At 65.6% G+C, this 20,591-nt stretch carries 17 protein-coding genes; 7 read left to right on the forward strand and 10 right to left on the reverse strand.

Features of this window, described 5'->3' with window-relative positions; genetic code table 11:
* Window positions 1-18: 18 nt before the first annotated feature.
* From F0U60_RS37455 to F0U60_RS37465, 3 genes are all read right to left on the reverse strand, one after another.
* Entirely contained in the window at window positions 19-774 is a 756-nt protein-coding gene (locus F0U60_RS37455) for an OmpA family protein (RefSeq protein WP_395806847.1), read from the reverse strand.
* 153 nt (window positions 775-927) lie between these two features.
* Complete coding sequence (locus F0U60_RS37460; RefSeq protein WP_395806848.1) at window positions 928-1,368, reverse strand: hypothetical protein; 441 nt, start codon at window positions 1,366-1,368, stop codon at window positions 928-930.
* Window positions 1,369-1,538: 170 nt separating this feature from the next.
* Entirely contained in the window at window positions 1,539-7,538 is a 6,000-nt protein-coding gene (locus F0U60_RS37465; RefSeq protein WP_395806849.1) for a S8 family serine peptidase, read from the reverse strand.
* Between the two features lie 527 nt (window positions 7,539-8,065).
* Between F0U60_RS37465 and F0U60_RS37470 the strand changes: the two genes are divergently transcribed.
* Window positions 8,066-9,520: a sigma-54-dependent transcriptional regulator gene (locus F0U60_RS37470; protein ID WP_395806850.1), complete on the forward strand. Its 1,455-nt coding sequence runs from the start codon at window positions 8,066-8,068 to the stop codon at window positions 9,518-9,520.
* A gap of 13 nt (window positions 9,521-9,533) precedes the next feature.
* On the opposite strand, the gene F0U60_RS37475 is transcribed toward F0U60_RS37470, so the two are convergent.
* From F0U60_RS37475 to F0U60_RS37485, 3 genes are all read right to left on the reverse strand, one after another.
* Window positions 9,534-10,754: a tyrosine-type recombinase/integrase gene (locus tag F0U60_RS37475; protein ID WP_395806851.1), complete on the reverse strand. Its 1,221-nt coding sequence runs from the start codon at window positions 10,752-10,754 to the stop codon at window positions 9,534-9,536.
* Between the two features lie 3 nt (window positions 10,755-10,757).
* Complete coding sequence (locus F0U60_RS37480) at window positions 10,758-11,003, reverse strand: helix-turn-helix transcriptional regulator (RefSeq protein ID WP_395806852.1); 246 nt, start codon at window positions 11,001-11,003, stop codon at window positions 10,758-10,760.
* Between the two features lie 657 nt (window positions 11,004-11,660).
* A complete protein-coding gene (locus F0U60_RS37485) occupies window positions 11,661-12,509 on the reverse strand; it encodes a hypothetical protein (protein WP_395806853.1) in 849 nt (282 codons plus the stop codon).
* Between the two features lie 225 nt (window positions 12,510-12,734).
* On the opposite strand from F0U60_RS37485, the gene F0U60_RS37490 reads away from it, so the two are divergent.
* The 3 genes from F0U60_RS37490 to F0U60_RS37500 all read left to right on the forward strand — a co-directional run bounded on the left by F0U60_RS37490 (window position 12,735) and on the right by F0U60_RS37500 (window position 15,075).
* Window positions 12,735-13,499: a DNA-processing protein DprA gene (locus tag F0U60_RS37490; protein ID WP_395806854.1), complete on the forward strand. Its 765-nt coding sequence runs from the start codon at window positions 12,735-12,737 to the stop codon at window positions 13,497-13,499.
* On the forward strand, window positions 13,490-14,167 hold the full coding sequence (locus F0U60_RS37495; protein ID WP_395806855.1) for a hypothetical protein: 678 nt from the start codon (window positions 13,490-13,492) through the stop codon (window positions 14,165-14,167). Before F0U60_RS37490 ends, F0U60_RS37495 begins: the two co-directional genes overlap by 10 nt.
* Before the next feature lie 401 nt (window positions 14,168-14,568).
* A complete protein-coding gene (locus F0U60_RS37500) occupies window positions 14,569-15,075 on the forward strand; it encodes a hypothetical protein (RefSeq protein WP_395806856.1) in 507 nt (168 codons plus the stop codon).
* Between the two features lie 26 nt (window positions 15,076-15,101).
* On the opposite strand, the gene F0U60_RS37505 is transcribed toward F0U60_RS37500, so the two are convergent.
* Together F0U60_RS37505 and F0U60_RS37510 are read right to left on the reverse strand one after the other, a co-directional pair.
* Window positions 15,102-15,935: a hypothetical protein gene (locus F0U60_RS37505; protein WP_395806857.1), complete on the reverse strand. Its 834-nt coding sequence runs from the start codon at window positions 15,933-15,935 to the stop codon at window positions 15,102-15,104.
* A gap of 49 nt (window positions 15,936-15,984) precedes the next feature.
* Window positions 15,985-17,487 carry a reverse transcriptase domain-containing protein gene (locus F0U60_RS37510; protein ID WP_395806858.1) on the reverse strand — a complete coding sequence of 501 codons (1,503 nt, stop codon included), beginning with the start codon at window positions 17,485-17,487 and terminating at the stop codon, window positions 15,985-15,987.
* 448 nt (window positions 17,488-17,935) lie between these two features.
* On the opposite strand from F0U60_RS37510, the gene F0U60_RS37515 reads away from it, so the two are divergent.
* Both F0U60_RS37515 and F0U60_RS37520 read left to right on the forward strand, forming a co-directional pair.
* Complete coding sequence (locus F0U60_RS37515; RefSeq protein WP_395806859.1) at window positions 17,936-18,169, forward strand: hypothetical protein; 234 nt, start codon at window positions 17,936-17,938, stop codon at window positions 18,167-18,169.
* 65 nt (window positions 18,170-18,234) lie between these two features.
* A complete protein-coding gene (locus F0U60_RS37520) occupies window positions 18,235-18,789 on the forward strand; it encodes a hypothetical protein (protein WP_395806860.1) in 555 nt (184 codons plus the stop codon).
* A 441-nt stretch (window positions 18,790-19,230) separates the two neighbouring features.
* Here the strand turns inward: F0U60_RS37520 and F0U60_RS37525 are convergent, their stop codons facing one another.
* Window positions 19,231-19,785 carry a hypothetical protein gene (locus F0U60_RS37525; protein ID WP_395806861.1) on the reverse strand — a complete coding sequence of 185 codons (555 nt, stop codon included), beginning with the start codon at window positions 19,783-19,785 and terminating at the stop codon, window positions 19,231-19,233.
* A 114-nt stretch (window positions 19,786-19,899) separates the two neighbouring features.
* Here F0U60_RS37525 and F0U60_RS37530 point away from each other — a divergent pair, with 114 nt between their 5' ends.
* Entirely contained in the window at window positions 19,900-20,259 is a 360-nt protein-coding gene (locus tag F0U60_RS37530) for a hypothetical protein (protein ID WP_395806862.1), read from the forward strand.
* A gap of 78 nt (window positions 20,260-20,337) precedes the next feature.
* Here the strand turns inward: F0U60_RS37530 and F0U60_RS37535 are convergent, their stop codons facing one another.
* Window positions 20,338-20,577 carry a hypothetical protein gene (locus F0U60_RS37535; protein ID WP_395806863.1) on the reverse strand — a complete coding sequence of 80 codons (240 nt, stop codon included), beginning with the start codon at window positions 20,575-20,577 and terminating at the stop codon, window positions 20,338-20,340.
* Window positions 20,578-20,591: the final 14 nt, after the last annotated feature.

Genomic DNA, 20,591 nt, shown 5'->3' on the forward strand with positions numbered 1-20,591 from the left:
AGCCTACCTCAAGGACGGCTAGCGCACGAACTCGACGCGACGGTTGGCCGCCCAGGCCTCCTCGTTGGCTCCCTGCTCGGTCGGCCGGTTCTCACCGTAACCCACCGTCTTGAGCTGGTTGGCCGGCACGCCCAGGTCCACCAGGTACTTCTTCACCGAGGCGGCGCGCTTCTGGGAGAGCTGGAGGTTGTACTCCTCCGTACCACGCTCGTCCGCATGCCCGGCGAGCTCCATACGGCCAGAGCCACCCTCCTTGATGCACTGGGCCAGCTCGCTCAGGCGGCTCTGGGCCTCAGAAGACAGGGAGGCCTCGTTGAAGCCGAAGCGCAGCGGCTCCCAGTTGCACTCGGCCTTCGTGGCAGCGGCCACGCACTGGTTGCCCTGGCACTCCTGGCCCTCGGCGCAGTCCGTGCTGGAGTTGCAGGCGCCCGGCGGCAGCGCGCAGCGGCCCCGCTGGCACTCCTGGGCCCCCTGGCACTGGTCCTTCGAGGTGCACTGCGGCTCCGCGCACTTGCCGGCCTCGCAGATCTTCCCACCCGTGCACTGATCATCCGTCGTGCACTCGGGGCCCTTGGGCACGCACTTGCTGCCCTGGCACGTGAAGCCCTCCTTGCAGTTGGCGTCGGTGGCGCACTCCTGGCAGGTGCCGTTCACGCACACCTCACCCCGCTCCTGGCAGGTCTCGTCGCTCTTGCAGTTGGGGTAGGTCGGCGGACAACCGGCCAGCACCGCCACGGCGAGGGCAAGCCCCGCAACCATTGAGATCCGACGCATTTTTCCTCCGAAAAAGATGTCGTCCAACGGACGAGTCAACCGGACCGCGTCTAGCCCGCCCTGGAATGCGGAGTCAAAGGCTTTTGTCCCGACGGCAAGGTTGCACCCAGACCTCACGCAGACCCATACAACCCCTGAAAATACAAAGCATTTTTACCGGGCTCGGCACTCGCCCTCTTCCCACCGCGGACGCGGCTTTCGGGTCAGGCCACAGTTGGACTTGATGTCCGCTTCCCTCTGCCACTCGCTCTCGGCCTTCTCGAGCGCCTCAAGCTTGGCTCGGAGCGCCGCCACATCCGTCGTCCGCGAGCAGTAGGCGATGTACTCGCGCGGCCCACCGCAAGCCTTGTGGCCGAACCCCGCCACCTCACACTCCTCCACCTTCTCGCACCCGCGCGGATTGGCCAGCGCCCGCGCCTCGCTCGCAAGTGTGTCGGCCCGCTGCTTCGCCTTCGAGCCCGCCTCCGCCTTCGAGCCCGCCTCCGCCTTCGAGCCCGCCTCCGCCTTCGAGCCCTTCCCCGCCTCGGCTCCACCTGCCGCCACCAGCAGCAGCGCCACCACCCACGCGCACCTCCGGACAGTCCGCAACGCCATGCAGTCCCTCCTCGTCTCGTTCAAAAAGCAGAACGCACTGGGTGGGAGAAGCCCACACCAGCGCGTTCTGGTCAACCGGCTCATCTACCCGGCAACCGAGCGGAGGAGCCTCTCCGCCCGGCCCAGCCCCGGCGCGCCATTTCAGCAGGCGCCCGGGACCGTGTCACAGCTCAGGCGGCCTTCTTCGCCTGACGACGACGCCGCACGTTCACGTACCGAGCCAGGGCGAACAGACCCATGTAGAGGCTCGCGTCCGTGCCCGAGGTGGCACCGCAGCCGCAGTTGCCGTTGTTGCCGTCGTCGTCGCCGTCGCCGTTTCCATCGCCGTTGCCGCCCGTGCTGGCCGGCGTGACGTTGGTCTGCGCGGCACCGGTCAGCGTGGCCGAGTCGGTATCCGTCAGGGTGAGCGTCTTCAGACCCAGGGACTTGAAGGTCACCTTCAGGTCGGAGATCTGGCCCTGCGCGAAGACCGCGTTGGCCGGCAGCACCGCCTCCGCGTCGGAGCTCGTCACCTTGACCGAGCCGGAGTAGGAGGTGGCCAGGTTGCCGTAGGCGTCAAACGCCTTGGCGGAGAGGGAGATCTCCTGGTTCACCGGGAGGCTCGCGGGGAGCGCCAGCGAGAAGCTGACGGCCGAACCCGACGTCACATCGAACGCCGCGCTCGTCGCACCCGTGAAGCCCTGGGCGGTCGCCACCAGCGTGTAGCCAGTGCCGGCCGTGCGCAGGGTGAGGCCCTCGAAGGTGGCCACGCCGTTAACCGCGGCAGCCGCGGCCGTGCCCAGCAGCGCACCACCCGTCGGGTTCGTGCCGAGGCTCAGGATCACCAGGGCGTTGCTCCCGGTAAGCACGTTGCCACGCGAGTCCTGCAGCTCCACCTCGACCGGGCCCAGGGAGGCACCCGCCGCGGCGTTGTTCAGCGTGCCGCGGAAGACCAGGCGACCCGTCTCGGAGGCGTTGGGGACGACGTTGAAGGTCGGCGAGGTGGCCGACTCCAGACCCGCCGCGTTCGCATTGAGCGCGTAACCCGTGCCCACCTTGTCCACGGAGAGACCCGAGAAGGTGGCCACACCACCGGAGGCGGTGACCGTCGTCGTACCACCGAGGGTGGCACCCGCCGCGTTGTCGAGCGACAGCGTCACCTCAGGCGTCGCACCGGAGATGATGTTGCCGGCGCTGTCCTGCACCGCCACGCGCACCGTGAACGCCGAGCCCACGGCCGTGTTGTCAGCCGGCGTGCTGGTGAAGACGAGCCGCGAGGCCTCGCCGGCACTCACGTTGAAGCCAACGCTCGTGTCCGAGTAGATGCCGCTCGCGCCCGCCGTCAGGGTGTAGTTGATGCCGGGGCGGCTCACCGTCAGGTCACTGAAGGTGGCAACACCCGCCACCGCGCTCGCCGTGGTCGTACCGCCCAGGTTCGCACCACCCGGGTTGTTGCCCAACGACACCGTCACCGAGTCGGTGGACTGCGTCGCCAGGTTGCCATCCTTGTCGAAGAGGGAGACCTGGACGGCCGGGGTGATGGGCGAACCCGCCACCACGTTGTTGGAGGGCTGCTGGGTGATGCGCGCACGGTACGGAGCACCCGGCGTCGCCGCGAAGGTGGCGCTGGTGGCGCTGGTGAGCGTGCCGGAGGAGGCAACCAGCGTGTGGCCGGTGCTCACCTTGTTGATGGACAGGTCGCTGAAGGTGGCCACGCCGCCCACCGCCGCCACCGTGGTGGTGCCGGAGAGCGTGCTACCCGACGGACTGCCACTGCCCAGCGCGATGGTGACGTTGGCCGTGGACGTGGTCGCGTTACCGAACGCGTCCTGGATGGCCACCTTCACCGCCGGGGTGATGGGCGAGCCCACCACGGTGGTGGAGGGCTGGGTCACGAAGGCCAGCTTCGACGCCGCGGCCGGGGTGATGTTGAAGGCCGAGCTGGTGGCCTCGGCGAGGCCGCTGATGAAGGCCTTCAACGTGTAGCCCGTGCCCACCTTGTTGATGGACAGGTTGCTGAAGGTGGCGACACCGGCGCTCGTGGTCGCGGTCGTAGTGCCCGACAGCGTGCCGGAGCCCGCGTTGTTGGCGATGGCGATCGTGACGTTGAACGCGCCCGTCGTCACCAGGTTTCCATCCTTGTCCACCACGTTCACCTTCACCGCCGGGGAGAGAGGAGCTCCCGCGAGCGCGCTGGTGGGCTGCACGGAGAAGGCCAGACCCGTCGCGGTGGTGACGAAGGTGCGACCCGTGCCCGTGATGGACGGGGCCGCCGCATCCGTCGCGGTGATGGACTGGGCGCCACCTGTGTTGAAGGTGGCGGACAGGCCGCTCGCCACGCCCGCGGTGAAGGCCGCGGAGGCAGGCAGGGTCGCCGCGCTATCGGAGCTGGTGAAGGAGGCCGTGCCCGTGTAGCTGGTGGCCACCAGGCCCACCGCGTCCACCGCTGAGACCCCGAAGGAGACCGGCTTACCCACCTGCGCCACATCCGGCAGACCGGTCACCTTGTAAGCGACAGCCGGTCCCGCAGGAGGCACGTTGGTGGAGCAGCTCGCCGCCGTGTCCGCCGGGAGACGGACATCGTCCACGTAGAAGCCCTCCGCGTTGGTGATGGAGTCGCTGTGGAACTTGAACCCGAACCACACCTTCTGGCCCGCCAGCGCGCTCAGGTTGACGGTGACCGCCTTGAGCGCCCCGTTGGAGCCCTTGTTCGTCGAGGTCCAGATGCGCGTGGTCGAGCTGCTGGTGAGCGTGTTGTCATAGCCACCGGCCGAGATGTACGGCTGCGTGGTCGACGCCGCGTCGGACACGTTGGTCCAGGGACCGCTCGCGCCCGTGGTGCTGTAGACGAGCCAGGCACCATCGTAACGGTTCTCGAAGTCGTACCAGACGTTGAACGTCATCTGGGGGCTGCCACCCGCAGGGATGCGGAAGCCGTTGATGCCAGCCGAAACCGAGCCGTTACCGCCCAGCACCAGCGTGTGCTGCTGGCTGGCGAGGTAGGTGCCACCGCAGGTCGTGGTGGTCGCGCCCATCCGGTAGGCGTTCGAGGCCGACTGGTAGTGGCAGCCGGAGACGATGGCCATGGTGGCCGCATTGCCCGTGCCCGCCGTCGGAATCCAGTACGAGGAAGCGTTGCCTGGCCGGTTGGAGTCGAAGTCGTCGAAGAAGATCCCCGGAGAGATGACGCCGGTGGGGACGGTCGACTGCTTCACCGTGTTCGCATCCTCGATGGTGGCCGAGCTCGTCTCGGTGGCGCGCACGACGTAGTAGTACGCGGTGCCGCTCGCCAGGTTCCGGTCATCCGCGAACGTGGTGCCCGTCACACCCGTGGCGATCCGGTTGGCCGCCGAGGGGGTGAAGTCCGCCGTGGTGCTCCGGTACACCGAGTAGGTGATGGAGCCACCGCAGATGGGCGTGGCCGCGGACCAGCTCAGGGTGGTGGCGCAGGTGTTCGCGGCCGCGTTGGTCACGGAGGTGAGGCCCGCGAAGCCAGGCGGCAGCGCGCACACGCCCGTGGCCGTCACCGTCGCCTCGTTGGAGGCAGAGGACTCGGCGCACTGCTTCGCGCGCACCACGTAGTAATACGTCGTCCCGCCCGACACGCCCGAGTCCACGAACGGCGAGGCCGTCGCGGTGCCCACGCGGGTGTACGGCCCGCCCGGCGTGGTAGCCCGGTAGATGTTGTACGAGGTCGAACCGTTGGCGGCCCAGCCCACCTCGATGGTGTTGTCACCGCTCGCGGTGGCCGTCACGCCCGTGGGAGCCGGGGTGGCGGTGGCGCAGGAGTTGTACGCGACGAGCGCGAAGTCCTGGTCCAGCGTCGTGCCATTGTTCGGCACGCCGTCCGAGTTCACGTTGGTCGCCGTCACCGTCACGGTGTAGGCGCCCTCGGTGCCCGCGGGCAGGAAGACGCTCTCCACGTTGTTGGCGTTGTCCGCCGTGCCACCCGTGACCGAGTTGGCACCCGTGAAGACGTTGCCCTTGTACGTGTTGGTGCCCACCGTCACGGTGAGGTCCAGGTTGTTCTTCCAGGCGCTACCGGTGGTGGAGCCCGGCGCGTCCGTCCACGCCAGCGTCACGCGGAAGGGCTTGGTCGAATCCGCCACCACGCCGGAGAAGGTCCGCGTCTGGCCGGAGGCGGTGAAGAGGCTGGCCGGGTTCTGGTCGTCCATCAGGCGAGGAACGCCGTCGAACGCCATCTCCATGTCCATCAGACCGGTGCCCTGGTTGTTGGAGTAGAGCGAGTCGTTGGCCCCCGAGCCCGTCATGTAACGGGTCGAGTTCATCAGATAGGCCTTCGTCATCGCCGGGGTCGGCGCGCTCATGCCCTGGTTGATGAAGTACTGACGGAGCAGGGCCGTACCACCGGCCACCGCGGGGGTGGAGTGGCTGGTGCCCGAGGACGCCGAGTACCACTGCTGACCCGCCGGGAAGAAGTCGTTGCTCACGCCGCCGCACACGCCGGTGGCGTCGAAGCAGGAGAGCGCCTGACCCAGGGGGTTGCCCGGAGTGGGGGCATGCTGGCCAGCGGCCTGGGCCACGCCACCCGACACGTGCGTACCCGGAGCCATGATGTCCGGCTTCTTGCGGCCGTCATCCGTGGGACCACGGCTGGAGAAGTCCGCCACGTCGTGGAGGCTGTTGGCGTCCGCGTCGGTGGTGCCGCAGGCGTCCGCGCCACCGAAGGCATGAACGTTCTCCGAGGCGCCCACGGTGATGACGTTCTTGCCCGTGCCGGGGCTGCCCACCGAGTTCGCCGTCGGGCCATCGTTACCCGCCGCGAAGAGGATGACCATTTCCTGGTTGCCCGGATTGGCCACCGCGGAGCCCGTGGGCTGCGCGTCGCGGACGAGCGCGTCGTACTGCTGCGAGTCCGTGGTGTACGCGCTGGTGCTCGCGCCCCAGCTGTTGGTGCTGATGCGCATGCCGTCGCGGTAGGCGCGCGACTGCAGATCCTCGTAGTCCGGCTCGGTGAAGGAGCCCGGATCGAAGACCACCGACGAGCCCACCTTCACGAAGGGCGCCACGCCCAGGCCGTAGTTGAAACCCGCCGCGTCCGCAAAGGGAGCGCCCGTCTGGTTGACGAAGCCCGCCACGATGTGACTGTTGAGGGTACCGTGGCCGTCGCAGCCGGAGATGGTGCTGCCGGTGTTCGGCGAACCCTCCAGACGGTTGTAGACGACGCGGCTGGTGCCGGAGATGTTGCCGCCGATGTACAGACCGAAGTGGTTGGGCGACTGCGTCCCGTTGTCCAGGCCGCTGTCGCTCACGTCCACGCCGAAGTCAGACGCGGTGAACTGCTCCTGGGTGAAGCCCTTGGACGCCAGCCACGTCAGGTAGCCCGGACCCGTGGGATTGGTCCCGGTCACCTGCCCGGCGATGATCATGTTCTGCCGCTCGTCGAACTTCTTGGGCTGGATGCGCGGCTGGATGGACAGGACGTCCGGACGCTGAACGATCTCGTTGATCGCCTTGCGGTCCACATAGGCCACCACGTTCACGTAGCCCAGCGACTTGCGGACAACGGGCTCGCGCGTCTGCAGCTTGCGGATCAGGTCCAGCGTCGCGCCGTTCGTCTCATCGTCCTGGATGAGCTGGATGCTGTAGGCGGCCGTGGTGACCGTGTTGACGGTCGGGTGCAGCTTGTAGTCATCCAGGTACTCACCATCCCACCGGATGGTCGGGGCCGCAGTGATGTGCTTCTGCAGGCTGGTCATCGCGCCGACATCGCCGTAGACGAGGTAGGCGTTGTTGGGGATGTACGACACCACCTGGACGCCCGTGGCCTCCAGCGCCTTGTACCACTCGGGCCGCACCGGGCCATCGAAGTGCACAATGTGGAAGCTCTTGCCAGCGGCCATCTTCTTCATGCCGCGCAGCGACTTCGCGTGCTCGGACGAGGTGTCGATCACCCCCGCGTTCAGCAGGATCTGATCGTAGTCGTCACGAAGTTCCACATCCTGTGCCGCGGGCAGCGAGTCCAGGGTGGCATCATCCACCTGAACCAGCTTATAGGAGCCGTAGTCAGCAATGACCTTGGCGCCCTTCTGCTCCAGAGCCGCGGCCTTTTCCGCGCTCAGCTGCACCTTGTGGAACGGTGCTTTCGAACGATAGCCCTCGATGCGCTGCTGGTTAACTGGCTCACTCCCCGAGCCCCCACACGCCAGCGCCGTCGCGAGCCAAGCCACGCCAAGCACCCCCGCGGCACGGCCGCGAGTGCGCATACCGGTTGGCCGGTACGCAGATTCCGTCATTGCTGTTGCCCCTTGTTGAGACGAGCGGGCCACTCTCCTTCGTGGCTTCGCTCGGTTGAAACCGGCGGGTGCTTGCTTTCGCTAGTGGAACCGGAAGAACCGGCCTACTCGCAATTCACACGCCGCCGAGCCTGCTCAAATACCACGATTACGTAAAGCCTGACAAGGAGTGAACAATCAAAACCTTGGTTGTCGAGCCAAACACTTTCAATGTCTCAAAATGCAAGATTTCTTTCAGGCGACTTCTTCAAAGTCTCAAAGGGCGAGAGGCGAGAATGCCCCTGCGCTGGGCGCGAAGGGGCCGTGAGACGAAGGGGCGCCGTTGCTCCCCAGGCCGCTCTCCCGCTCCCCGAACGTGCGGAGGCCATCGGATGACGCAGGGTGTCATCCTTGAATGATGGCCGGATTTCCGGAACGGTGTGGCTGGGCGGCCACACTGAGCCGCTCCAAGGTGCCTCGACATGCCCGCGACCGTCCTCATCGTCGATGACGAGAAGAACATCCTCCTGACGCTCCAGACGTCGCTCCAGCTCGCGGGCTACCGCACGGAGCTGGCGGCCAGCGGCCAGGTGGCCCTGGACGTGGTGTCCGCGCGCCCGGTGGACGCGGTGCTGATGGACGTGAAGATGCCGGACATGGACGGGCTCACGGCGCTGGCCCGGTTGATGGAGCTCAAACCCGATCTGCCCGTCATCATGATGTCCGGGCACGGCACCATCGACACGGCGGTGAAGGCCACGCAGCTGGGCGCCCGGGACTTCCTAGAGAAGCCCCTGGCCCGTGACAGGCTGCTGGTGGCGCTGCGCAACGCGCTCAAGCACCAGGCGGTCATGGAGGAGCTGCAGGCGCTGCGCGCGGAGGTGGGCCGCTACGACATGGTGGGTAGTGGCCCTGCCATGCAGCGCATCTTCTCGCTCATCCAGCGCACGGCGCCCTCCGAGGGCCGAGTCCTCATCACAGGGGAAAACGGCACCGGCAAGGAGCTCATCGCCCGGGCGCTGCACCAGAACTCGAAGCGCAAGAACGGGCCCTTCGTGAAGCTCAACTGCGCAGCGGTGCCGCACGAGCTCATCGAGAGCGAGCTGTTTGGCCACGAGAAGGGGGCCTTCACCGGCGCGGTGAGCGTGCGCCGGGGCAAGTTCGAGCTGGCCCATGAAGGGACGCTCTTCCTGGACGAGATCGGCGACATGCCCCAGGCCATGCAGGCCAAGCTGCTGCGCGTGCTGCAGGAGGGGGAGCTGGAGCGGGTGGGCGGCACGGAGACGCTCAAGGTGGACGTGCGAGTCATTGCCGCGACAAACAAAAACCTGGAGAAGGAGATCGAGGCCGGGCGCTTCCGCGAAGATCTCTACTACCGCATCAACGTGGTGCAGATTCACTCGCCGCCCCTGCGCGAGCGGCGCGAGGATCTCCCCGCGCTCATCGACGCCTTCCTGAAGGAGGCGTGCGCGCGCAACGGGCGCCGGCCGCTGTCGCTCTCCTCGGAGGCGCTGGCCGTCATGGCCGCCTATGACTATCCAGGCAACGTGCGCGAGCTGCGCAACCTGGTGGAGCGGCTCGCCATCCTCTGCGAAGGCCCCGTTGTCTCTGGCCACGAGGCCGCCGAGCTGCTCCCGCGCGGCAAGGGCACCGTGCCTCCGTCGCTTCCCAGTTCCCCTCCCCTTCCTGCGCCCGGGGTCTCGGCTCCCGCGACCCCCGTGGCAGCCGCGCCGGCCCCCGCCAGCGGCTTCCGACCCCGTGTGGACCGGACCTTCCGCGAGCAGGTGGAGGATGCCGAGCGGGAGATCATCCAGTTCACGCTCGCGCATACGCAGGACAACGTCACCGAGGCAGCGCGGCTGCTCGACCTGGAGCGCGGCCACTTTTACAAGAAGATGAAGGCCCTCGGGTTGAAGCGCGGCGGCGGTGAAACGTAAGTACGCGACATAACTAGCCTTTCATGGCACTGCGGGAAGAAGTGGGGACGACCTGGAGACGCCGTGTGCTCGCGGTGTGCTCGGGCGCCGAGGCTGGTTCCACCAGCTTCAGCGCCTGGACGGCCTCGGCGAGGAAGGTGAGGTTCTTCCCCAGGTAGTAGGTGGAGGTGACAGCAGGCGTGGAGTGGCCGGCCAGCTGCTGGCCCGCGCCGATGTTCCCCGCCGTGTCCGACAGCAGGTGGGTGAGGAAGGTCTTCCGCAAGTCGTGGAACGTGAAGCCCTCGGGCAGGTCCACCCCGGCGCGCTGTCCGATGCGACGCACCAGCTTGGCGGTGTGCCAGCCCTCATTGCGCAACCCGCCCTCAGGTGAGGCGAACACCAGGGGTTCCACGGGTGCACCGCGCTTGTCTCGGTCCACCATCTGGAAGGCCGCCTCGAGCTCTCCGCGGAGCACGGGGTGGAGCGGCACCACGCGCTCCTTGCCACCCTTGGTGGTGTCACGATCCCAGCTACGGCGCACGTGGATGACGCCGCAGGGACCCTCTTCCCAGTGGATGTCGGTCCAGGCCAGCGCTGCCAGCTCGCCCCGGCGCAGGCCCGTGAGCACCGCAGCGAGGAGGAGCAACCGGTACTGGCCGGCAGCGCCGAGCAGCGCCTGCACTTGGTTGCGCGAGAGGAAGCGCGGGCTCTTCACCGTCACCTTGGGCCGGGGAACACGGTCCCAGGGGTTCTCGCGGACGGCGCCCAGGCGGACGGCGTACTTCCACACGAGGCGCGCGCGGATGTGGAGCTGCCGTACCGTCGCGGGCTTCTGCCCGGCGTCCCGAGACTTCGTCAGCAACGCGTCGCAGTCGGCCGGCGTCACTGCCGCCACCGGCTTCTTCTTGAAGTGCGGCACCAGCCAGTTCTTCACCTGGGAACGCATGGGCGCCTGAGAGCCCAAGTGCTTGTTCGCCTCGAGGTACTTCTCGAAGAGCTCCTCGCACGTCATCGGCACCGGCGCCGGGCTCGCGAAGCCGCCCGCCACCTTCTCCGCATACAGAGCCTTCTCCTGGGCCATCCGCTCGGCCTCGGCCTCCATGCGGGCGGCCGTGCGCTCACGCGCGATTCGCCCAGCTGCGTCCCGGTAGCGGATCCACCAGGTGCCGAAGTCGGGAGCACGCCGCTGTAGGCGCTTGCCCGCGGCAAGAACATCCTTCCCCTTCTTGTTGGGCCGGAAGTACGCGCTCGTCACGGGTCAGCCCACCTGCACCTGCTGCTGGGACTGCCGAGACTGCGCGTCCACCCAGGCCTTCACCTTCTCTGGATCGAAGCGGTAGTTGCGCGCGCCGAGCTCCACGAAGGGCAGGCCCAGGTTCTCCCGGCACTGCTTCCACACCCACGACTTCGACACGTTCAGGTAGGCCGCCACCTGCTCGCAGTCCCAGAGCCCTCCCTTTGGCACCAGAACCACCTTCCTCTCACCAATGTTGCAGTTCGTCATCGTCACGCGGTCCTCGGCAGCGCGCGGAGTGGGGACTCCGCGCAAGCGCTGCTCTGTGTTGGTGATTCCCCCTCTTCCCCCGCGCCGCCCACGTTACGTGGTGTTCACTGGATAACAACTTGTGTGCCAGTCCACTTGCCCCAGAACGGGACACGTGATTGCGCCGTTCTGGCGCACCGGGTCCACGAGCTGGCTGACCTGTCTCGAAATCCGGACGCTCGGGGCCCCGACTGCGTTTGTAGCGGTGACGAATTTGGGCGGACGCAACGCGCCACGTGTCAGAGAGGACCCATGACGCGAGCGATTGCGATGCACGGCAATGAGCTGGCCTGAGAAGACCATACGCACTGCTCGTCGCGCCGCCGCACGTCGTCCACGGCGGACGTGCCACGCGGGCGCCGCTACGGCGCGCTGCTCTCGGGCGCTACTGCTACACTCCCCCATCGCACACCCCAAAAACAGACGCCTCAGCACCGTGTGCTAGTCCGGTGCGAGGCGTCCTGGGCCGACCCCCAGGGCAGTCCATAGGGGCGGGCTTCTTTGGGGCCAGCCGTCAAACAGAACGGTTGGCCATGTCTTGGTGTGGCGTTGCCGGTACCTGCTAGCACTCAGGTAGAGCGGCGACGGTGAGGCAGAAACTAACGGGAACAGCTACTACTACTGCCGGTCGAACGCAAGAGTCTGGTGAGGCTGCCGGAAGACGGCAGCCGGCGACGTCTCCGGCTTGGCCGCGGGCAGGTAGCAACTGCCCTCGAACTCATACAGACGATCCGGACATGGAGCCGGAGTCTTATGCGGAACCCAGCATCCACCCCGAAGCTCGACCTCCAATTGCTTGTCACACGGTGGCCGCTTCTGGTTGGTAAAGGGCTTCTTAGGGAGAGCACGGGTCAGGATGATGGGCTCGCTGTCCGCCATGTTGGTGAGCACCAGCCCTGTAGCCGCCTCGCTACCGCCCCACCCCGCGTCATCCGCCAGGGCCAGCTCGTCGCCGGCATCCAACCCGGCCGGGCCCGGACGGGAAGAGCCACTCAGGTGGAGGAGCGCAGCAGCCGCCAGGGCTGCGGCTGCAGCTGCGAATGCCGGGCGCCGCCAGAAGGCCCGCTCCGCGCGAGGGGACTGGGAGATGCGGGGAGTGGGCCGGGCGGCGCTGAGCAGGTGCTGCATCGTCTCCGGACGGTTGACGGTGGTGTCAGCGGCCTGGGCGGCATCCTCGAGCATGAACACGAGCTCCCCAGCCACATCCAGCGGATCCCCACCCTCAGGCGCGCGCTCCACCTCGAGGGCCAGGAAGGCGGGAGACACGGACGAGGTGACGCGCACTTGCCAGTCGGCGAGGGGCGCATCATCGGCCTGGCGATCCGTGCGTTGCACCACCAGAGCGGGCCTACCCGTCTCCACGTGGCGGGCACGGTAGACGCGGCCCAGCTCTCCGGTGCTCCTGTACCTCGGCCCAAGGCGGTACTGCCCGAGTATGTTCCCTCGCTGCTGCTGGCTGTCGTTCAAAGGCGCAGATCTCCCGCGCCCGGTTGTACCACTCCCGCACCGACGATGTCTGCGGGTGGATATTCACGATGGACCCCGCAGCACCTTCTTCAACCTGAGGACCTGTTGGCTAAGACCGGATCGGTAGTGTGTCTGACCGAAGACCCCTTGCGGCGGTCAGTAGGTGGGACGTACGTTCAGTCGGTGAGGAAGATGGGAGTGCCAGAGCGTTGGGAGGCGTCGCCTGTGGCGCGGAAGACTCCAGAGAGAGCGGAGCGACGACCACGGGCCGGGAGCTACATACCACCCGAGCACTGGTACACCACCACGTTGGTGGAGTTGCTGGACGAACTGAGGTCCGTCCCTGAACAGCAGCAGCGGCCCCCAGGCGTGGCCGACACCGGTCCGGGCTACGGCCCGCCGATCTTCTACTCGGGGGATTTGGCGTTGGTGCGGCGACCCTGCGTCGCCATCGTGGGTACTCGGTCTGTCTCACCAGCGGGGGCGGCCAGGGCACGGAATCTCGCCCGTGACCTCGCCAAGGCGGGCATCGTCGTCGTTTCGGGCTTGGCCAAAGGCGTAGACACAGAGGCCCTGACGGGCGCCATCGAGGCTGGCGGGAATACGATCGCCGTCATTGGCACCCCGCTGGATAAGGCGTACCCGGCAGAGAACAAGCGGCTGCAGGAGGAAATCTACCGCGAGCACCTCCTCATCTCGCAGTTCCCCTGGGGCTCCCGGGTCTTTCAGGGCAACTTCCCCATGCGCAACCGCGTCATGGCGGCTATCGCGGACATGACCGTCATCATCGAGGCGGGGGAGACCTCCGGCACGCTCCACCAGGCGGTGGAGTGCAACAAGCTCGGACGATGGCTCCTGCTCTCCCGTGAGGTGGTTGAGAACAAGGCCCTGACATGGCCGGCGAGCTTCAGAAGCAAGCCGTGGACACGCGTCTTCTCGTCCAGCGAAGATGTCTTCGCGGCACTGAGGGAGACCGGGATATGGCCCTGACGGTTGCGTGCTTCGCCTCGTACCTGACCAACGTCACCAAAGCATGGCGGGACGAGGACCACAGCGCGTCGATGTTCATCAAGGCCATCAAAGGTAAGCCCTTCAAGGGATACGGCCATGTCCCGGTCCGCGGATGGAATACCCGGTTCGATCATAACAATCGGCACGTGACGCACACCTTCTTCGGGAAGATGGCGGCAGACCACCTCGATGATGTCGGTATGACGATGGTGCCGTTGTGCTTGGTGCCACTGCCAAGCAGTGATGCGGTTCAGGGGACGTCGTTCACGCGCTTTCCAGCCCGAGACCTCGCACTGGCGGTCCAGCGCGAACTGGCAAAGAAGGGTGAGACGGTCCAAATCGACGACATCTTGCGATGGAAGATGGCCAAACAGCCGTCCCACGCCGGAGGAACACGGGACGCCCAAGAACTCTATGAAAACTTGGTGCTGACCGCCGCCCCGAGCGAGGGTGTCGTGCACGTGCTGGTGGATGACGTGTGCACTGGTGGCGGGCATCTGCGCGCCGCTAAGCGACGTCTCGAAGACGCCGATGCCACCGTTGATTATGCCGTTTGCGCAGGGCGCACGGTGCAGATCCAGCCGAAGGACGCGTTCGCCGTCATCACGGAGAAACTCCCTGACCTTGAAGACCCCTGGGACTTCTAGGGCCCGCGCGCGATAGTTTCGACACCGTGAGGTATCACCAGCGGCGCTTCATGCCGGGGCGTCGAGGCGTGCCGCGGATACTCCCGCCCCTTCTCCGGGGCATGACGATGTTCCTCACCCCGCGCCTCCGGAAGCTGATGGGCCTGCCCGAGCCCGAGGACCCGCACCGGCCGCTCCCGCCCGGGCCTCCTCGCTGCTGTGACAAGGCGCAGCCCGACATGTGCTTCTGCGACGCCCCGGGGTGGCGGTGCCCAGACCACGGAAACAGGCGGGCCCCCTGCATCCCCGGAAACACCCACGACTAGAGGCCGACTAGCCGCGGCCTCCGCGCCGCCCCGGGAGGACATCCCCCCTCCTCCCGGGGTCCGTGTCTTTCAGCCCCACCACCAGGAAGGAAGCCCATGCCCTGCCCCGTCCCACCGTCCCCACCGTCCCCGCCTACCCTGACCGCGCTGCTCGCCCAGTTCGCCGAGGTCAACCCCGCCGGCGCCGAGCACCTGCGCCCGGAGGTGGAAGCCCTCGAGCAGCGCCTGGCCGACGCCCGGGCCCAACTCGCCGCTGCGGAGGCGGAGTTCCAGCGGGTGTCGCTCGACCAAGCCGCCTATGAGGAGTGGGCCCGGCGCCACTCCGACGCCGTCTGCCTCCGGAGGAGGGAGCGGCTCCTGGGCGTGGACGTCAGCGTCATGCGTGAGCGGCTCGAGCGGGAGCTTTACCTCGCCCGCAGGTCCATCTCCCTCGGCCGCGTCCTCTGTCGAGACTGCGGCGGTACCGGCGAGGGGCCGCCTATCCCCGCTGGCACCTGCCTCGTGCCATCGGGATGCGACACCTGCGAGGGCAGCGGGTTCACGCCTATCGCTCCGGTGGACACGGATCCTGCTGCCTTTCCGGTCCATGACGACGCGACGTGAAGGAAGGCATCACGGCAAACACCCCACTAGCCGTGGTGTTCGCCGGGGTATCCCTGTTGAAATAGCTTCGTCAAGCTACGCAACGCCATTGGAGGCACAACTGAACGTACAGGAATCCTCACAAGGCGCCCATACCTAGCCGCATATACACCGATCTTCGCTATGTCGTCCTCTGCTTCTGCCCCATCTATTCCCCCAATCAGAAAAAGCACATAATAGCCCACCAACTGCTTTACATAGGTCTTGGAGAATGCGCCGCTCTTGGTCGTCTTTATTTCGATCAGTGTGTCGTCCAGCAACAGGTCCGCATCCGCACCACCAACAAGAGTCGATGCTCGCCCGAAAGTGGGATTTAGAAGGCACCGCTTCCGTGGAGTGAATTCCTGCCACGGAACCAGATCCATCAGCCGCCTCAACTCCCTCATGTCTTTGAGGTCAACCACACCAAACCACTTCACCTTGATCCCAGAGCGAACCAAAGCATCAATTTGCGCTAGACGAAGAGCCGATTGTAGCAGCGCATTGGTGATCTCCCCATGTTCACAGTACTCGGAACATGCTGCTTTGGCCTCCGAAATGGCCTTTGTGGCGGCGTCTATTGTTTTCTGCGACAGCCTCCTCGCTGGATGGCCATAGCCCCGGGCCACAAGTGATCGGAGTCCTTCTTCGGCAACCCACTCTCTAGACATCGCAAACGAGACGCGCCGCTGAAGACCAAAGCGCAACAGATAATCGAACGCGGTTCCAATCAGGGAGTAGTTCGTAGATGCGGATGGAACCAGTGGATGCTCTCCGAAGCCGGGAATGCTCGGGAACACAAGCAGGGCCTCAAGCTGGCGGTCAATCTCGGGGCGTTGCAAGAATTGCGTCAAACTCATCGCACAGTCCAGCGGAGCGGCAATTTCCGCATTACGAAGACGATGGCCCACCAATTTGGCCTACAGCGTTTGGGCCATACTTCAGAGCCTCGCGTCTAAGAACCTTCGCTATCTTGCGAAAGCTAGGTACCCGATATTTACCAATAGTGGAACTGATCAAGTACTCCATAGAGTTCCCATGGGGCAGAGCGGTGGCCGGAACCCCTGCAGCCTGGAACAGTGAGGCCCTTTGTTGCAGCGACGTATGAATAGTACGAACGAGCCACCCATCGAGCTGGCGCAACTGCTCTTCATCGTCAACAATTGGATAGAAGCTCATCAGTCCCTGATACCGCATTTCAGGCGTGTCGCCCGACAGGTACTTCGCTAGCTTTTCCTCGGTCAAATCGCCATACATATATCGCCGAATCTGCGATATCATCACCTTGTAATCCTTATCAAGCGCACCGGAAACACGATCTGCAACACACCTTCCACTATGCGGCTGTGCAAGCAAATTGACATAAATGAGCTTTGAGATATGCCCTTTGATATTGGTAACACTGCTCTTGCGTATACCCAGGGTGCGACCATCAACTCGGTACCCAACGAACTCGACATGATTGGCGCTGCTTAGCTCGGATGCGGCCCCCTCTTCACTCAAGAGCCGAACGCCGGGCGACTTCTTCAGATTGACCTCCACCCCCATTTCGTGAGCGGCGGTTGTCAGGACTTCAACTGCGCGACACAATTCCGCGTAGTCATCAGACCAGACAATCGTATCATCCGCATAGCGAGCGAAGTCGACGCGCAAATTCTCGAGACGTCGGTCGATTGGATGTGCTGCAAGGTTCGCAAGAAACAGCGAGGTCGACACTCCCTGCGGTATACCTCGCACCCTCGGCTGAGCATGGACGGACGAGTAAGAGCCGGTTGGATGCGAGCTACATTTCACGAACCCACGGAGTATATTGCGCTCCTCGTCTGTTATATAGAAACGCTCGTCGTGCAAGACCTTTTCGATATGTTCGTGAGATATTGAGTCGAAGTACTTCCTAAAATCATACTCCGCTATAAATATCCGATTGTGCCCCGCAAAGCTCGACGCGATATGAATCACCGCGTCGTGTACGGACAAGTCGTTTCTGTAGGCGAAGGACCTAGAGCTGAAGCGCCCTTTGTTCTTCCGCAGCAAGCGTTTGAAGACGATGCCTGCGATGGCTTGGTCAGCCACCTGAAACACCGACACCTCGCGAGTTGTGCCGTCGGGCTTCGGCACCTCGTATCGCACAGCCGGCCTTGGGAGATATCGCCTTGTCTTGAGGGACTTCTCGACGGCGTATGCGATGGACTTAGCGTGCTTCCACACGTGGTATGGATTGAATCCATCATCGTCCCTCCAGTATGTTGGCGCATAAACCGTTTTCGGCCAGTTGATCCCAGAGCGTCGGACGAGGCGCTGTGTTTCCTCGTGCAGATGGAAGGCGTACCTCTGGTGGCGAGTTATGAGCTTCTTTGCTTCGTCGCGGATGGCGTTCAGAATCAGTTCGCTCATTGTGCCTCATAAAAAGACGAGGCTGACGAGTAGTACCAGTCTCGCCAGCCCCGCCCACATCTCAACACCCCGAATCGAAAATTACATTGTCAAGTCTCTCCCATGTGACCTAGGAGAGTCCGGCCCGTGTTGGGTATGCCTACCCAACACGGGGATACATCGGGCTGTTGGTTCCACCCCCTTGGGGCAGTAGGTGGGAGAGTAGCCAACACGATCTACCGAATCAACACGTTCATGACCAATGCGCCGTCCATGTCCCTGGGGCGTCTCCGCTAGCAGTTCAGCCGGAGCTACGGCTGAACGGCAGCAGCACCCCTTTGAAGCTGCATAGGCCCCACTGGGGAAAGGCACGGCCGCCAATTGCGACCCCCTCCCCGCCGCCCATCAGGAGGGACTCAGAGAACCTCGGCCCAGCAGCCGCATGACGTGAGCAGTGGGGAGGCTGAGCATGACTCTCGCGGGCACGTCTCCTGCACTACCCGTCAACATGACGACACGAACGGATCGGGAGTCCCTGGCGGCTCGACTGGCCAGAGCCGAGGTGGAACTGCAGCAGGCGCAGCGTGGGTTGGATGGCAGTCCCCAGGCCCGGACGAGGTACGCGAGGGCCCGGGCAGAGCATGAGGCGGCGGAACTGGCCGCACGGGCGGAGTTCGCGAGGGAGAGCCACCTGGGCGCGTGAGCGACACCCCTTCTGGGAGTGGACCCGGCCGCACTCCGCGAGCCGGGCATTCCAGGAGGTAGTGGATGCAGTCGCTCAAGACGTTGCTCAGGGCCGTGGCAGTCGCCGCTCTCGTCGTCGGGACCGCCGCCCTCGCGGAATCCCCCGCGCCCTACACCAGCTCCACGAAGCTCGGCTTCAAGCAGGAGCGAATCCAGCGGGACCTCTACCACGCGGCCCAGCGCCTGGTGGACGAGGCGAAGCGGGTCATCAGCTTCACGCCCGCCGAGGAGGAGTGCGCGAAGATCACCGCGGCCCAGCGCTTCCTCGAGGAGACGAAGAAGGCGCTGGAGGGGAACATCTTCGGCCCGGACACCACCCTCGCGGGCCATGAGGAGGCCAGCAAGCGCCTGAAGTCGATGAATGACGAGTGGTGCAAGGGCCAGGGTGGCGGTGCCGGCGCGACGAAGATCGCCAAGTCGCTCGGGAGGGTGCGCAGCATCGTGCGGCCCTTCATCCAGGAGCGCTTCGACGAGCTGAAGGAGATTGGCAAGGGGCGCTCCCCCACTCCGGCCGAGGCCGCCGCCATCGCCGCCGCCGCCATCGGGCTCCTCGTCACCTCGCCCGCCTGGGCGTTCTGAGCGAGCACGCAGGGCATGAGAAGGGCCCGGCTCCGAGGTGGAGACCGGGCCCTTCGTGCGTCAGCGGCTGTCGAGAGTCAGCGCGGTCCCGGCTGAAGGCTACCGGCCCGCTCCTGGGCACCGTGCCCACCACTGCGAAAGGAAGGGTTGCGCCGAAGACTGGGAGCCGTTCACCGTCGAGGAGGGTCGACGTTCTGGCGACTCACTCAACAGGAGCACCATAATGGCAACAAGCGTACTAGTCCTTTTCGCCGTGTTTTTGGTTCTCGCGAACGTAGCGCTGATCATCTACCTCGTGCCCAAACTCCGGCGGAAACCAAAGCAACAAGTCGTGGTGTTCACCGCGTACTGGTGACGGGCGCGCTTCAGGCTAGATAGGAAACAAAGGGCCCGGCTCCGAGGTGGAGACCGGGCCCTTCGTACTTCAGCAGCTGGCGAGGCTCAGTGCAGCGCGGGCCGGGCGGCCACCTTCGGCGCCTTCGCCGCGGCGGTCAGCTTCTTGCCCCAGCTCCACAGCCCCGAGGCCCCGGCGGCCGTGAGGATGGCGCCCAGCACCAGGGAGAGCGTGAGGGGCGTCCCCGTCTTCAGCGCGCCCACCAGGGAGAGCACGGTGGCCGTCACCATGGACAGGGCCACGCCGGCCACGTCCGAGGCCAGCCAGGGCACCCGGCCCACCAGGAACTTGCGCACCAGGAAAACGGCCCCGAGCACCACCGCACAGGCAAGCAGACCCCAGTTGCGCGTTGCAATCGATTGCACCACCAGCTTCAGCCACTCAAGGGCGCTCACGTCGGTCGCGGGCGGCGTCTCGTCCTGGGCCACCACCCGCAGCGCGGGAGGGGCGACGGTGCGCGGGGTGGCCTGGGCCTGCTGCACCAGGTGCGCGGTGACGGTGTCCGCGCCCGTGGACGAGGGCAGGCTGGTGTCGGCCAGGACGGGGGTGGAGAGGGACAGCAGCGACAGGACGGCGAGGGACGACAGGGACAGGCGACGCATGGGCGCTCCGTGTTGTGAGGGGCGGTTGTGCCCCGGCCAAGAGAAGGAGCGGTGCCGAGATGGCGACTCAGTCGTCCGATGTGCATACTGGGACGAGAGTGGAGGATTGAGCGCATGAACAAGGCGGCGACACCTGACGGGGCGAACCTCTCGGAGCTGGTAAGCACGGGCATGCATCAGTGGGTCGAGGACTTCGCCCGAGAGCACCAATCACGTATTCAGCAGGCCAAAGCAGGTCTTGCAGAGATGGCAGAAGGCGTCAGCCGTGAGCATCAACGCATCCGACAGGCCGTCGTCGAGGTTAGCGAGCACTTCCGCCGCGAGCACGAGCCACGCATCAGGCAGACCATCACCGACGTGGCGGAGCCGCTGCGTCCGGCGATGGAGAAGCTGGTCGGGCTTCTTGCCATGGCCGCCCCCGTAGAGTTCGCAGAGGAAGGCACCGCCGCCGAGGCAGGAAACGCAGCCGATTGATGAGTCACTGGCTGGAATGAAAAGGGCCCGGTCTCCACCTCGGAGCCGGGCCCTTTCACTTCGTCGAGAACGTGCTCCTCACACGCGGGGCGGCCACCTCCAGCTGCGGCCGCGGCTCCCCCTGTCGCCCTCCTCGATGGGCGCCCACTCCACGGAGATGGGCTTGTTCGGGTCGGCCCGCTTCACATGCAGAGTGAGCGTCCCCTCGTCGGGGTTCAGCTCGACGATGTCGACGGGGTACTCCTTGCCCTGATACTCGGCCTTCGTGAAGAGGACGACTCGGCCAAGGCTGGGCTTCTGGGTGGACGGCTGGGTCATGGACTGCTCCTGGG

Source organism: Archangium minus (assembly GCF_044360475.1).
GTDB lineage: Bacteria > Myxococcota > Myxococcia > Myxococcales > Myxococcaceae > Archangium > Archangium minus.